Annotated in this window: 11 protein-coding genes; 8 read left to right on the forward strand and 3 right to left on the reverse strand. The window is 62.3% G+C overall.

All coding sequences use genetic code 11. The annotated features are described in order from the left end of the window. Positions 1 to 382: 382 nt before the first annotated feature. Positions 383 to 706 (reverse strand): hypothetical protein, encoded by a 324-nt coding sequence (locus ACLI1P_RS05860; protein WP_411709632.1) that lies wholly within the window; start codon positions 704 to 706, stop codon positions 383 to 385. A gap of 48 nt (positions 707 to 754) precedes the next feature. Here ACLI1P_RS05860 and ACLI1P_RS05865 point away from each other — a divergent pair, with 48 nt between their 5' ends. The 6 genes from ACLI1P_RS05865 (at position 755) to ACLI1P_RS05890 (ending at position 9,059) form a co-directional block, all read left to right on the forward strand. Beyond that, a complete protein-coding gene (locus ACLI1P_RS05865) occupies positions 755 to 2,107 on the forward strand; it encodes a DHA2 family efflux MFS transporter permease subunit (protein ID WP_411709633.1) in 1,353 nt (450 codons plus the stop codon). Between the two features lie 44 nt (positions 2,108 to 2,151). After that, entirely contained in the window at positions 2,152 to 3,183 is a 1,032-nt protein-coding gene (locus tag ACLI1P_RS05870; RefSeq protein ID WP_296132667.1) for a 6-phosphofructokinase, read from the forward strand. A 29-nt stretch (positions 3,184 to 3,212) separates the two neighbouring features. Beyond that, complete coding sequence (locus tag ACLI1P_RS05875; RefSeq protein WP_411709634.1) at positions 3,213 to 4,811, forward strand: aspartate:alanine exchanger family transporter; 1,599 nt, start codon at positions 3,213 to 3,215, stop codon at positions 4,809 to 4,811. Between the two features lie 43 nt (positions 4,812 to 4,854). After that, positions 4,855 to 6,360 carry an Asp-tRNA(Asn)/Glu-tRNA(Gln) amidotransferase subunit GatB gene (gene gatB / locus ACLI1P_RS05880; protein WP_411709635.1) on the forward strand — a complete coding sequence of 502 codons (1,506 nt, stop codon included), beginning with the start codon at positions 4,855 to 4,857 and terminating at the stop codon, positions 6,358 to 6,360. A 55-nt stretch (positions 6,361 to 6,415) separates the two neighbouring features. Next, entirely contained in the window at positions 6,416 to 7,474 is a 1,059-nt protein-coding gene (locus tag ACLI1P_RS05885; protein ID WP_296132659.1) for an NAD(P)-dependent alcohol dehydrogenase, read from the forward strand. A gap of 160 nt (positions 7,475 to 7,634) precedes the next feature. Beyond that, on the forward strand, positions 7,635 to 9,059 hold the full coding sequence (locus tag ACLI1P_RS05890) for a hypothetical protein (RefSeq protein ID WP_411709636.1): 1,425 nt from the start codon (positions 7,635 to 7,637) through the stop codon (positions 9,057 to 9,059). A gap of 38 nt (positions 9,060 to 9,097) precedes the next feature. Here ACLI1P_RS05890 and ACLI1P_RS05895 read toward each other — a convergent pair whose 3' ends face one another. Next, on the reverse strand, positions 9,098 to 9,760 hold the full coding sequence (locus tag ACLI1P_RS05895; RefSeq protein ID WP_411709637.1) for a LysE/ArgO family amino acid transporter: 663 nt from the start codon (positions 9,758 to 9,760) through the stop codon (positions 9,098 to 9,100). Between the two features lie 70 nt (positions 9,761 to 9,830). Between ACLI1P_RS05895 and ACLI1P_RS05900 the strand changes: the two genes are divergently transcribed. Then, on the forward strand, positions 9,831 to 10,697 hold the full coding sequence (locus ACLI1P_RS05900; protein WP_411709638.1) for an ArgP/LysG family DNA-binding transcriptional regulator: 867 nt from the start codon (positions 9,831 to 9,833) through the stop codon (positions 10,695 to 10,697). Here the strand turns inward: ACLI1P_RS05900 and ACLI1P_RS05905 are convergent. Continuing rightward, positions 10,645 to 11,712, reverse strand: coding sequence for a glutathione S-transferase family protein (locus ACLI1P_RS05905; RefSeq protein WP_411709639.1), 1,068 nt, complete (start codon positions 11,710 to 11,712; stop codon positions 10,645 to 10,647). The two genes, ACLI1P_RS05900 and ACLI1P_RS05905, sit on opposite strands and share 53 nt — an antisense overlap. 117 nt (positions 11,713 to 11,829) lie before the next feature. Between ACLI1P_RS05905 and ACLI1P_RS05910 the strand changes: the two genes are divergently transcribed. Continuing rightward, positions 11,830 to 12,882 (forward strand): DoxX family membrane protein, encoded by a 1,053-nt coding sequence (locus ACLI1P_RS05910; protein ID WP_411709640.1) that lies wholly within the window; start codon positions 11,830 to 11,832, stop codon positions 12,880 to 12,882. Positions 12,883 to 12,968 lie beyond the last annotated feature (86 nt).

Consider the following 12,968-nt stretch of genomic DNA (forward strand, 5'->3'; position numbering starts at 1 on the left):
TGCGTGTATTTGCAGGGAATCAGTGTCGCGGTGGGGGTGTCAAGCTTCACTTTAGGTCAGGTGTGCGACTCTGTCGAGCTGGGCGTATGTCTTCGCGAAGAATTGGAGGGTGGGGGTAGAGTTTCGCAAAATTTCATGCGTTAAACAGTTGGGGTGCCGGGCGGGCTGTGTAAATTGGCGTCTACTAAACGGTGTCTATGCTGCGAAAACCTGGCATTAAAAAATATTTCCACAAGGCTTTACAGAAGGAAAGCGTTAGGTTAGAATCAACTTAGTGATTGCATCTGCTGGGTGCGGATCACACTGTGAGAGAGACAGATAGAACGCCCGCGAGTGCCGCCCCTATTATTCGGCACACGCTGGGCGTTCTATTTATGTGGATCTACTTGGCGTCGGAAAGCGCGTAGGCAGCGCCGGCGGATGCTGCGGTCACGGTAAGGACGGCCGGCCATGCCCCGATCTTCTTGGCCAGCGGGTGGGAGAGGCCAAACGCGCCCGTGTACAAGGCGGCCAAGCCCGCGGTGGTGGCGGGAGTAGTCTTAGCCCACCAGCTGCGGCCGGCCCACACTCCGGCGGCAGCGAGGATCACGCCACCCAGTGGGCGGATTCCTGTTTCCTTAGCGGTAATCCACCCGCCGATGAGCCCCAAGGTTACGGTGGTGGCGGTGGAGACGTCCTGCGGTTTCTTAATGTCAATCATTCCCATGCGGACCAGTCTAGGCCCGTGTCCGAGGCGGTGGCTAGACTTCGCTGCATGAATATACCCACCGTGCTTCCACCGGAGAGTAACGCCTGGCGGGCAATGGCAGCGCTGTCTCTCGGGTTCTTCGTGTCCTTGCTTGACCAGTCGATGATTGCGGTTGCGCTGCCCGGCATCCAGCGGTACTTCGATGCCGGGGTCAACCAGGTGATGTGGGTATCCGCCGTGTATCTGCTCGCAGTCGTAGTACCCTTGTTGTACACAGGCAGGCTGGGGGATATCTATGGCCAAATGCAGATGTTTCAGCTGGGTGTGGGGCTGTTTGGCGTCGGTGCCGTTTGCTGTGCGCTGGCTCCGAACGTGGAGCTTCTCATCGCGGCGCGTGCGCTGCAAGGCCTCGGTGCGTCAATTCAAATGCCGCAATCCATGGCTGTGATTAACCGAATTTTTCCCCGGTCGCGGCGCGGTCGTGCCCTGGGCGTATGGGGAATTGTGGGGTCGGTGGCCACGCTGGCGGGCCCGCTCGTGGGCGGCTTCGTAGTAGGCGCTTTCGGGTGGCATGCCGTGTTCTGGGTACATGTTCCGTTCGTTATCCTCGCCATCGTCTTGGCAGCGCGCTGGGTGCCAGCGTTGCCGACGTCCGGCAGGCGAATCGACTATGCCTCCGCTGGCGTCTCCTTCCTGGCCCTAACGTGCTTGGTCTTCGCGGTCCAGCAAGGCCCGGAGACTGGCTGGCCGTGGTGGATTTGGGCCCTTCTAGTCGGCGGCGTCGTGGGACTGTTGGTGTTCGTTAAGCTGCAGGAACGCAATCGGGAACCGCTGGTCCCCCTGGTGCTCTTTAGGGACCGAAACTATTCGGTCGGGTCGGTGGCTATCGTGGCGATGGGCTTTATGGCGGCATCGATGATGATTCCCATGATGCTGTGGCTGCAGGACGACCGAGGATTGTCGGCAGGGGATGCCGGACTGGTCGTCACCCCGATGGCGTTGGTATCGCTGTGCATTTCACCACTGGCTGGAATCCTGGCAGACAAACTCGATCCGCGGCGTCTCGCGCTTATTGGATTCGGAATCCTGCTCGCCACTTTCATTGGGGTGTGGGCATTAATGCTGAGTGACACTTCAGGGTGGTGGCTGGCGCTGCCGTGCGCCGCACTAGGAGCGGGACAGTCGTTCATTTGGGGCTCCAATGCGGCAACCACGATGCGGGATACTCCGCCAGAACTCATGGGGGCTGCCTCCGGTGTGTACAACACCTCACGGCAGGTGGGATCGGTGATTGGTGTAGCTGCAGTTTCGGCGGCTCTGCAGGCGGCGGGGGTGGCTAGCTCCTTGTTCGTCATCATTGCGGCGCTGGCCGTGGGGTTGTGCGCATCCCTATTCTTCACCGACACGCTCCACGGCTGATCCGCTCACTGCGGGCCGGATGGCAAGGGGGTAGATTAGAAAGCATGCGTCTTGCTGTACTGACATCCGGTGGTGATTGCCCCGGTCTGAATGCTGTTATCCGCGCGGTCGTTCGTACCGCATCCAACGAGTTCGGCGATACGGTTGTCGGCTATGAGGACGGCTGGGTTGGCCTCATGGAGGACCGCCGCCGGGACCTCTACGACGATGCAGAGATCGACCGCATTCTGCTGCGCGGCGGCACCATCCTGGGTACCGGACGCCTGCACCCGGACAAGTTCAAGGCGGGCCTGGACACTATCAAGGCCAACATGGCTGACGCCGGCGTGGATGCGCTCATCGCTATCGGCGGCGAAGGCACCCTGAAGGGCGCTAAGTGGCTGTCTGACAACGGTATTCCGGTTATTGGTGTGCCGAAGACTATTGATAATGACGTCAACGCCACCGACTACACCTTCGGCTTCGATACCGCCGTTTCTGTGGCAACCGACGCGATTGATCGTCTCCACACCACCGCAGAGTCTCACAACCGCATTCTCATCGTGGAGGTCATGGGCCGCCACGTGGGCTGGATCGCCCTGCATGCAGGCATGGCTGGCGGCGCTCACTACACCGTTATCCCCGAGGTGCCGTTCGATATCGCCGATATCACGAAGGCGATGGAGCGCCGCTTCCAGATGGGTGAGAAGTACGGAATCGTCTGTGTGGCCGAGGGCGCGCTGCCCAAGGAAGGCACCATGGACTTCGAAGAGGGCGGTGTGGACCAGTTTGGCCACCAGACCTTCAATGGCATTGGCCAAGTCATCGGTGACGAGATTAAGAAGCGCACGGGCTACGACGTGCGCACGACGGTCTTGGGTCACATCCAGCGTGGTGGCACGCCGACCGCGTACGACCGCGTTCTGGCTACCCGCTACGGCACCCACGCGGCTCGCGCGGCCCACAACGGCCAATCCGGCATGTGTGTAGCACTGCACGGCGAGAACATCGACCTTGTCCCGCTGGAAGATGCCGTGGGCAAGCTCAAGGTTGTCCCGGCTAAGCGCTACTCCAATGCGCAGGCGCTCTTTGGCTAAATAGCCCTCCGTTGGGCACCGCACTAGTCATGACGAACGTGATGGCGTTTTTCGCCGAGCAGCCCATCTTGTTGGTGTTCCTGCTCATTGGCATTGGTATGGCGCTGGGCAGCGTCAAGTCTCGCGGCATCAGTTTGGGTGCCGCGGCGGTGCTCTTTTTGGGGATCGCTTTTTCGGCCGCCGCGCAGGCAGCGGGGGTGGAAGCCTCCGTGCCGCCGATTTTGGGGACCTTGGGGTTGGTTCTCTTCGCCTTCGGTATTGGTAACAACTCGGGCGTGGCGTTCTTTAAGTCGCTCAAAACGGCCACAGGGCCGGTCCTCTCAATGATCGGGGTCTTTCTCGTGGCGGCGGGGTTGGCCTTTGGCGTGGGAAGGTACGTCTTCGACCTGAGCAATGCCACGATTGCTGGCACGTTTGCCGGTGCGGTGACGAATACGCCGGCGTTGGCGGCGGCGTCGGAAAGCACGGGCGATCCAGGCGCGGCCACCGTGGGGTACGCGGTGTCCTACCTTTTCGGTGTCATCGGGATGTTGGCGGCGACGGTGCTGGTGCTGCGCGACGCCGGCAATGACGACGACATCATGTCACCCGTCACGCGGCAGCATATGCAGGTGATGCGGGAAATCTCGATCGCGGAAATCGACAGTATTGGCAACGGTGAGGTGCAGGTCACGCGCCTGCGCCGCGTGGGCAGCAATGAGCTGACCATTCCGAAGTACTTCGACGTGCTGCACCCGGGCGATGTGGTCACCTTGGTGGGCGCGCCCGAGGACCTCGATAACATCTTGGGGAGTGCTGGCAGGGAATCGCCGCAGATTCTGAATGACGATCGCCACGACCTAGATTTCCGCCGCATTACCATCTCCGAGCACGAGTTGGCGGGGAAGACCATCGCGGAGCTGAATAATCAGCTGGCGGATCGCTGGGGGGCGCGTATCTCGCGCGTTCGGCGCGCCGATAACGACCAGGTGGCGATTCCAGAACACGTGGTGGAACTCGGCGACCGCGTGCGGGTGGTGGGCACCCAGCGGGCGCTGCGGGAAATCTCGACCTTCTTGGGGGATTCCTCACAGGGATTGACCGACATTAATCCGGTGTCGTTGGGCTTGGGGCTCGCCGTGGGCATCTTTGTGGGGCACATTGATATCCCGCTGCCGGGCGGAAGCTCCTTTAACCTAGGCGCGGCTGCCGGCGTGCTCATCGTGGCGCTGGTGATGGCGCGTATCGGGCGCATTGGCTCGACGGTGACCGCGCTTCCGCACTCGGCGAACACGGTGCTAGCGGAGCTGGGGCTGCTCTTGTTCCTTGCCCAGGCGGGCACCAACGCTGGCGGTGAAATCGCGGGGGCCTTTAGCGGCGGTTCCTGGTGGAAGATTCTGGTTTTGGGCGCGTTGATCACCACTGTGGTGGCCGCGGGATTCGCAGTGGTCCTGCGCCGCGTGCTGCGGGTGGGGGCGACGAAGACTGCCGGGGCCCTGGCAGGCGCGCAGACGCAACCGGCCGTGCTGGCGTTTGCTAATAACCGGACGAACACGGATCAGCGCGTGGCGCTGGGCTATGCCATGGTGTATCCGGCGGCCATGATTGTAAAGATTCTCATCACCCACGGCATCACGCTGCTGGGCTAGCCGTATGAGCGCGGGGGAGTGCGCGCATACTAAGATGGCACCCATGACTGCTGCGATGTATGACCTGATGGACTACGACGAGGTCCTGGAAAAGTTTGATCCGGTGATGGGCATGGAAGTCCACGTGGAGCTCAATACGGAGACCAAGATGTTCTCCACCTCGCCCACGAACTTCAACGCAGCCCCGAACTCCAACGTGGACCCGGTGTCCCTGGGCCTGCCGGGCGCGCTGCCGGTGGTGAATTCGAAGGGCGTCGAGGGCGCAATTCGCATCGGCTTGGCGCTGAATTGCTCCATCGCGGAGTCCTCGCGCTTTGCCCGTAAGAACTACTTCTACCCGGATCAGCCGAAGAACTACCAGATCTCCCAGTACGACGAGCCGATTGCTTACGACGGCTACCTGGACGTGGTCCTCGATGACGGTACTGAGTGGCGCGTGGAGATCGAGCGCGCGCACATGGAGGAGGACACCGGCAAGCTGACCCACCTGGGTGGCGCCGACGGCCGCATCCACGGCGCAACCTCCTCGCTGGTGGACTGCAACCGCGCTGGCATCCCGCTGATTGAGATCGTGACCAAGCCGATCAACGGCGCCGGCGAGCGTGCCCCGGAGGTCGCCCGCGCGTACGTGTCCGCGCTGCGTGAGCTGGTGGCGGCGCTCGGCGTGTCCGATGCCCGCATGGACCAGGGCTCGATGCGTGTGGACTCCAACCTGTCGCTGCGCCCGGTGGGCCAGGAGGAGTTCGGCACCCGCACCGAGACGAAGAACATCAACTCGCTGCGCTCGGTGGAGCAGGCGGTGCGCTTTGAGATGCAGCGTCAGGCGCAGGTGCTTGTCGACGGCGGCGCGATCGATCAGGAAACCCGCCACTATCAGGAGACCGACGGCACCACCTCGAAGGGCCGCCCGAAGGAGACTGCGGAGGACTACCGCTACTTCAACGACCCGGACCTGCCGCCGGTGATTGTCTCCCGCGAGTGGGTAGAGGAGATCCGACAGACCCTGCCGGAGATGCCGTGGATCCGCCGCGCCCGCATTCAGGAGGAGTGGGGCCTCAAGGACGAGGAGATGCGCGACTTGGTCAATGCTGGCGCGCTCGACCTCATCATTGAGACCGTCGAGGCCGGCACCACCCCGGACGAGGCGCGCTCCTGGTGGGTGTCCTACCTGACGGGCAAGGCGAACGAGGCCGGCGTCGAGCTCAACGCGCTGAACATCACCCCGGCGCAGGTCGCCCGCGTGGTGGAGCTGGTCAAGGAAGGCAAGCTCACCACCAAGCTGGCCCGCAAGGCTGTCGACGGTGTGCTGGAGGGCGAGGGCGACGTCGACGAGGTCGTCGCCAAGCGTGGCCTCGAGGTCGTGCGTGATGACGGTGCCATTGAGAAGGCCGTCGATGAGGCGCTGGCCGCCAACCCGGACATCGTGGAGAAGTACAAGGCCGGCAACAAGAAGGTCACCGGCGCCATCGTCGGCGCGGTCATGAAGGCCACCCAGGGTAAGGCGGACCCGGGTCAGGTGAACAAGCTCATCGCTAAGAAGCTCTCCTAGTTGGGAAGAGTTTCCATTATGCGAGGTCAGGCGGCTGCGGGGTACCGTGGTCGCCATGACCATTAAAGCGAAAGCACTTCAAAAGACCGGCCCCACCGAGCCCTTCAAGGTTGTGACCATTGAGCGTCGCGACCCGCGCGCGGACGATGTCGTCATCGACATCAAGGCGGCCGGCATCTGCCACTCGGATATTCACACCATCCGCAACGAGTGGGGAGAGGCGCACTTCCCGCTCACCGTCGGCCACGAGATTGCCGGCGTAGTCTCCGCGGTGGGGGAGAACGTCACCAAGTTCCAGGTCGGCGACCGCGTGGGCGTTGGCTGCATGGTGAATTCCTGCGGCGAATGCGAGCAGTGCCAGGCCGGCATGGAGCAGAACTGTCTCAACGGCAATGTGGGCACCTACAACTCGAAAGACGTGGACGGCACCGTCACGCAGGGCGGCTACGCCGAGAAGGTCGTTGTCAACGAGAACTTCGTACTGCGCATCCCAGACTCCCTCGATTTTGACGTGGCGGCACCGCTGCTCTGCGCGGGTATCACCACTTACTCGCCGCTGGCTCGCTGGGACGTCAAGGAAGGCCAGAAGGTCGCCATCGTAGGCCTCGGCGGACTGGGTCACATGGGCGTCCAGATTGCCGCCGCCAAGGGTGCGGAGGTCACCGTGATTTCCCGCACCTCCCGCAAGGCGGAGGACGCCGCGAAGCTGGGCGCTGCCCGCTCGCTGGCCACCACCGAGGAAGAAGACTTCTTCAACAACCACCGCGGCGAGTTTGACCTCATTCTGTCCACCATCTCGGCCGAGTACGATCTTGAGGATTACTTGGGCCTGCTCAAGCCGCGCGGCATCATGTCTGTTGTGGGCCTGCCGCCGGAGGCCCTCCCGCTGCACCTGCGCAGCATCGTCGGCGGCGGCAAGGTGCTCACCGGCAACAACATCGGTGGCATCGCGGAGACCCAGGAGATGCTGGACTTCTGCGCGGAGCACAACCTGGGTGCGGTCATTGAGAAGGTCGGCGTCGACGAGGTGGACGCAGCCTATGACCGCGTGGTGGCCGGTGACGTGAAGTTCCGCTTCGTCATCGATACCGAAACTTTCGCATCACACTCCTAAGATAGAGTGATGCCCCTCATGGCCGGCTGTGATTCTGAGCAATTTCTCGGCCGTGAACAATGCGTTTTCCGTGTGAAACAGCGTAGCGTGAGATAAGTACCGCGCCATGGTTAGACACCGTGGCGCGTTTTATCTGTCAGACGACTATCGGTAGGAAAACGTGTCTATAAAAAACGTCGTGGGCATTGCCCTGTCCTTCATTGGCCTACTCGTGGGAGCGGGTTTCGCCACCGGGCAGGAAGTTGTCCAGTATTTTACGTCCTTTGGTATTCCCGGCATCTGGGGAATCGTCGTAGCCGGCTTGGTCATGACCCTGGCCGGCACGGTGTTCCTCCAGCTCGGTAGCTACTTCCACGCCAGCGAGCACAACCAGGTGTTCCGCAACATCACCCACCCCATCATCTCCCGCATCTTGGACGTGGCGGTGGTGCTCACCCTCTTCGCGGTCGGCTTTGTCATGCTGGCCGGGGCGGGCTCCAACATGCAGCAGCAGTTCGGCTGGCCGGCGTGGGTCGGCTCCCTGCTCATGCTAGTACTCGTTATGGTGACCGGCATGATGGATGTGGATAAGGTCTCGCAGGTCATCGGTATGCTGACGCCGACCATCATCATCGCGGTGCTCTTTGTGGGCGGCTACACGCTGATGCATATGCCGGAGAGCGCCTCCGCTGCCATTGACGCCTCTGCGGCTATCGAATCTCCTATTTCGAACTGGCTGGTCTCCGCGCTGAACTACAATGGCCTGGCACTCATCCTGGCGGTGTCGATGTCCCTGGTCATCGGCGGCGACAACATCAGCCCGCGCGAGGCCGGCTGGGGCGGCGTCGTGGGTGGCGCGGTGTACGCCATCCTCATGGGTATTGCCGGCTTCGCTCTGCTCATGAACGCTGAGTCCCTCGGTGATTCCGATATTCCGATGCTCACCCTGGTAGACCGTATTCACCCGACGTTGGGCCTCATCATGGCCGTCATCATCTACCTGATGATCTTTAACACCGCTATCGGTATGTTCTACGCTCTGGGCAAGCGCCTGTCCTCCGGCAATGAGTCCAAGTACCGCATCATCTTTATCGCCGGCTGCCTGGCGGGCTTCGCGGTGTCCTTCGCGGGCTTCAAGGCGCTGATGCAGTACGTCTACCCGGTGCTGGGCTACATGGGCATCGTGCTCGTGGTCATCCTCGTCGTGGGCTGGCTGCGCTCCCTGGGCCAGATCAAGGACGAGGGCCTGCGCCGCGAGCGTATTCGCGCCCTGCTGCACCTCAAGCTGCACCCGGATGAGAGCTACGATGCCGAGCGCTACGACGATGAGATTGGCCAGCAGATCGCCGATTCCAACATGGACGATAAGGCCCTCTTCGAGGACCTCGTCACGGAGGTCGTGGACGAGCTGCACGAGGACGATGAGGTGGACTTCGACAAGGAAGACTGGGAAGAAAACCGCAACGACCACTCCTACTACACCGAGCGCGACGCCGTGGAGCAGGACCGCAGCGAAGAAGAAATCAAGGCGTGGGTGGAAGAGACCGGCGCCGTGGGTGATCCCAGCGAGGACGAGCCGCTGGACGACGCCGCCAAGCGCTCTTAAGCACTGCTCTTAAACACGCTGCCTATTTGCCCAATTGATTAGTGCAGCAGCAGGTTGGCCGTGAGCACAATCATGACGCAGCCGATGACGACGTTGACCACGCGCCACGTCGCTGGCTTGGCCAGCACACGTGAGAGCTTGTAGGCGCCGAAGCCGAGGGCCGGGAACCAGACAGCGCTCGCAGCAATGGCGCCGGCGGCGAAGACCCAGCGCTGGTCGCCGTAGTGGTTGGCAATTCCACCCAGCATGACCAGCGCGTCCACGTAGGCCAAGGGGTTGAGCCAGGTCAGGGCCAGGACGGTGAGGACGGGCTTGACCCAGGTGCGGGACTTGGTGCGGGTGAGCACGGTCCCGCCGGGGGCGGGGGAGTGCGACGTGGGGGACTTCTCGTGGACCACGAGAGCTTCCTGCTCCTTCTTGAAGGCGTCGCGGAAGCACGTGAAGCCGAAGTAGAGCAGGTAGGCTGCGCCTAGATACTTGATGACTACGAGTACGGTGGGGAAGCGCTCCACCAAGAAGCCGACGCCGGCGGTGCCGGCGTTGATCAATATGACGTCGGAAAGCAAGCACGCCAGCAGAATGGGGCCGACGTGGTCGCGCTTGATGCCCATCTTGATGATGTAGGCGTTCTGGGGGCCGATCGCGATGATGAGGGATAGGCCCAGGGAGAAACCCGCGAGGAGAACAGAAACTACGGACATGTCCACAAGTGTGCGGTTTCGCCTCTATGAAGTCCAGTTAACGGTTCTACAGTTGGTTTAGAATAGCTTCATGAACCCGCTGCACACTGAAACTCTGCTGGCCATCGTGGATGAGGGCTCCTTCGAGGCCGCAGCCGCTGTGTTGGGAATCACTCCATCCGCGGTTAGTCAGCGCATCAAGGCGCTGGAGGTGTCCACCGGCCGCATCCTCCTGCGGCGTGGAAACCCCGTCACCGTAACGGAGGCCGGGGAGATCGTGGCCCAGGCGGCGCGGCGTATGGCGCTGGTGCAGGCGGAGGCGGACGCGCGCCTCACCGCGCGGCTTTCCCGCGTGCCCCTGACCCTGGCGGTCAACTCCGATTCGCTGGCCACGTGGTTCCAGCCCGTGATCAAATCCACCGCTGAACGCGGGGAGGCGGCACTACGCATCCGGGTCGAGGACGAGGCGCGAACCCTTGCCATGCTGCGCCGCGGCGACGTGTTGGGGGCGGTGACCCGTGAGCACGCTCCGGTCTCCGGCTGTGAGTCCACCTACGTGGGAACTACGCGCTACTTTGCGGTGGCCGCACCTCACCTAGCGGCGGAGTTTAAGGACTGGGAAACGCTGCCGCTGGTGGGCTTTGGTCCCAACAACGCCACCCTGGATGACGCCATGCGGGAGCGTTTCATCGACTCTAGGGTGCTGCGAGCCAAGGTCTCGCAGATCCCCTCCTCGGAGTCCTACGTGGACGCGGTCCGCTACGGGCTGGGCTGGGGGCTGGTGCCGCGGCTGCAGGCCCAGCCTTTGCTGGATGCCGGGGAGCTGGTGCTTCTCGACGATTTCCCGCTCGACATCGATCTCTACTGGCAGCGCTGGCGCCTGGAATCGGAGGTACTGGCCAGCCTTACTGCGGACGTCCTTGCTGCAGGGCGCTCAATGCTGGCACAACGTTCTTGACCTCTTCGCCCTCCGGGAGGGGACCCGGCATCGTCGTACCCGCGGCGAAGGGGGAGCCGCCGAAGCGGGCGCGATCGTGCGGTTGGGCCAGCCAGGACATATCGGGGCCGACGGGGACAATACCGGTGGGATTGATCTCGCGGTGCACCTTGAAATAGTGCTGCTTGATCTCCGTGAAGTCCGTGGTGTCCCCAAAGCCGGGGAGCTGGAAGAGCTCCTGGAGGTAGCCGCGGATATTGGGCAGCTCGGAGGTCTTGTGCCGGGAGCACTTGAAATGGGAGTAGTAGACGGGATCGAAACGGATGAGCGTGGCGTAGAGGCGGATGTCTGTCTCCGTGATGTGCTCGCCCACCATGTAGCGCTGGCGTCCTAGTCGGTCCTCCACCCACTCCATCGCTTCCCAGAGCTCGTGGTAGGCCTCCTCATAGGCCTTTTGGGATGCGGCGAAGCCGCAGCGGTACACGCCGTTGTTGATGCCGTGGAAGAGGTAGTCGTGGACCTTGTCAATCTCCGCTGCGTGTGCGGCGGGGTAGAGCTCGGGGGCGCCGTCGCGGTGGTAGGGCGTCCATTCGGTGATGAAGTCCCGGACCAAGAGATTGTAATCATTGGTGACTACCTGGGTGGAAGGGAAGTCAACAATAGCGGGCACCGTGATGCCGTGGGAATAGTCGGGGAAACGCTTGAGGTAGGCCTCCTGCAGGCGTGGGATTCTGAGCACCGGATCTACCCCGCCTGCGTCGAGATCGAAGCTCCAAGAGCGGACATCGTGGGTCGGCCCGGCGAGACCCAAGGTAATCGTGCCTTCTAGGCCCATGAGGCGGCGGGTGATCACGGCGCGGTGTGCCCACGGGCAAGCGCGGGCGGCAATCAGCCGGTAGCGGCCTGCCTCCATCGGCCACTGCGTGCTGCCGTCTTGGGAGAAGCGATCTTGGATGTAGGTGGTATCGCGGACAAACTCTCCGTCGTCGGAGGCATTGTGGGCGTCGCCGGCCCAGTCATCGTCGTATGTGCTCATGGCGTGCTCCATCCCTCCGTTTGTATACGTGTCAACAATGGTGATGGTACGCCTTTCCGGCTCGCCGCGCCGATGTGGATGCACAAAATTGGCGCTGAACTGCCTTAAGTTGTAGGTATGAGCGATAAGAACGTGCCCGACAAAGCCACCGACCTTGACGATGATCTCCCGACCTACGACGGCAGTGCTAACTCTGCGAAGGATGCTGTAAAGAATTCTGGGAAGAATTCTGATAAGACGTCCAACTCCGTAAAGGTGACCAGCCAGGACGTTGACGATGTCACCAGTACTGACGCGGTGGAAGAAAAGCCCAAGAAGAGTCGCCTTTTCCAGCGTGCAGGCCGTGCCGAGCCGAAGGTGATTAAGCCGAAGCCGGCTGAACCGGCGCCCGCCCTAGAGCCGGAGGTAGACACTGTGGGGTCCGCGGAGTCTACGGAGTCCACGGAGCGTGTGGATGCCGCAGACTCTACCGAGACCCGCGCCTTTGAAAGCCCATCGACGGCAAAGTCTTCCGCCGTCGCGGACAAGGAGTCTCTGGAGACCACCGCCTTCCCGAGCGCGGAGCCGGCCGAGGTGGAGCCCGCGGCCGTGGCGATCGACGAGGACGATGAGGTGGAGGAGCGCGGGACTACCCGCGCCGAGGTGCAGCCGGCGCGCCGCGGCACCATCGACTTCGGCCTGCTGTTCGTGCGCCTGGCGCTGAGTGCCTACTTGCTGGTGGCCGGTGCGTCGACCTTCTTCAAGCTCGGCGGCAACGAAGGCCTGTCCGGTTTGGAGAACGAGTTTGGTGACTACACCATGGCCTCCGCCCTGGCTATCGGTGTGCCTACCGTCCAGCTGATTGCCGGTGCCTTCTTGCTGCTGGGCCTGGTGACCCCGCTGGCCGCGATGTTTGGCCTTATTGTCACTGGCTTCGCGGCTATCCACGGCCTGTACGCCTCCGGCGCTGGGTTTGACGTGTTTGCGTGGGACGAGTCTGTCTGGCTTGGCCTCGTGCTCTTTGTTATTGCTGTGGCCCTGCAGTTTACCGGCCCGGGCTTTATCTCCCTAGACTTCAACCGTTCGTGGACTCGCCGCCCGCTGGCCACATCCTGGGTCTTTGTTGTCATTGGCATCGCAGCTCTTGTTGCCGTCTGGTGGTTTGGCGCAGGGGTCAACCCGCTGAGCTAAACCTCGTTTCAGAGCTTCCCATGCGCTAAATAGCTCCCCACACCTGCAGGTATAGGTCAAGCCTTGTTGTTTTCCATCTTGTAAAG

This window comes from Corynebacterium tardum, from assembly GCF_046717785.1.
Taxonomy (GTDB): domain Bacteria; phylum Actinomycetota; class Actinomycetes; order Mycobacteriales; family Mycobacteriaceae; genus Corynebacterium.

Bases quoted from the DNA above. Each gene is read 5' to 3' on its own strand.
- ACLI1P_RS05865 (WP_411709633.1), top strand. From the start codon at position 755: ATGAATATACCCACCGTGCTTCCACCGGAGAGTAACGCCTGGCGGGCA.
- ACLI1P_RS05885 (WP_296132659.1), top strand. From the start codon at position 6,416: ATGACCATTAAAGCGAAAGCACTTCAAAAGACCGGCCCCACCGAGCCC.
- ACLI1P_RS05905 (WP_411709639.1), bottom strand. From the start codon at position 11,712: ATGAGCACATACGACGATGACTGGGCCGGCGACGCCCACAATGCCTCC.
- ACLI1P_RS05895 (WP_411709637.1), bottom strand. From the start codon at position 9,760: ATGTCCGTAGTTTCTGTTCTCCTCGCGGGTTTCTCCCTGGGCCTATCC.
- ACLI1P_RS05860 (WP_411709632.1), bottom strand. From the start codon at position 706: ATGGGAATGATTGACATTAAGAAACCGCAGGACGTCTCCACCGCCACC.
- ACLI1P_RS05910 (WP_411709640.1), top strand. From the start codon at position 11,830: ATGAGCGATAAGAACGTGCCCGACAAAGCCACCGACCTTGACGATGAT.
- ACLI1P_RS05875 (WP_411709634.1), top strand. From the start codon at position 3,213: ATGACGAACGTGATGGCGTTTTTCGCCGAGCAGCCCATCTTGTTGGTG.
- gatB (WP_411709635.1), top strand. From the start codon at position 4,855: ATGACTGCTGCGATGTATGACCTGATGGACTACGACGAGGTCCTGGAA.
- ACLI1P_RS05900 (WP_411709638.1), top strand. From the start codon at position 9,831: ATGAACCCGCTGCACACTGAAACTCTGCTGGCCATCGTGGATGAGGGC.
- ACLI1P_RS05870 (WP_296132667.1), top strand. From the start codon at position 2,152: ATGCGTCTTGCTGTACTGACATCCGGTGGTGATTGCCCCGGTCTGAAT.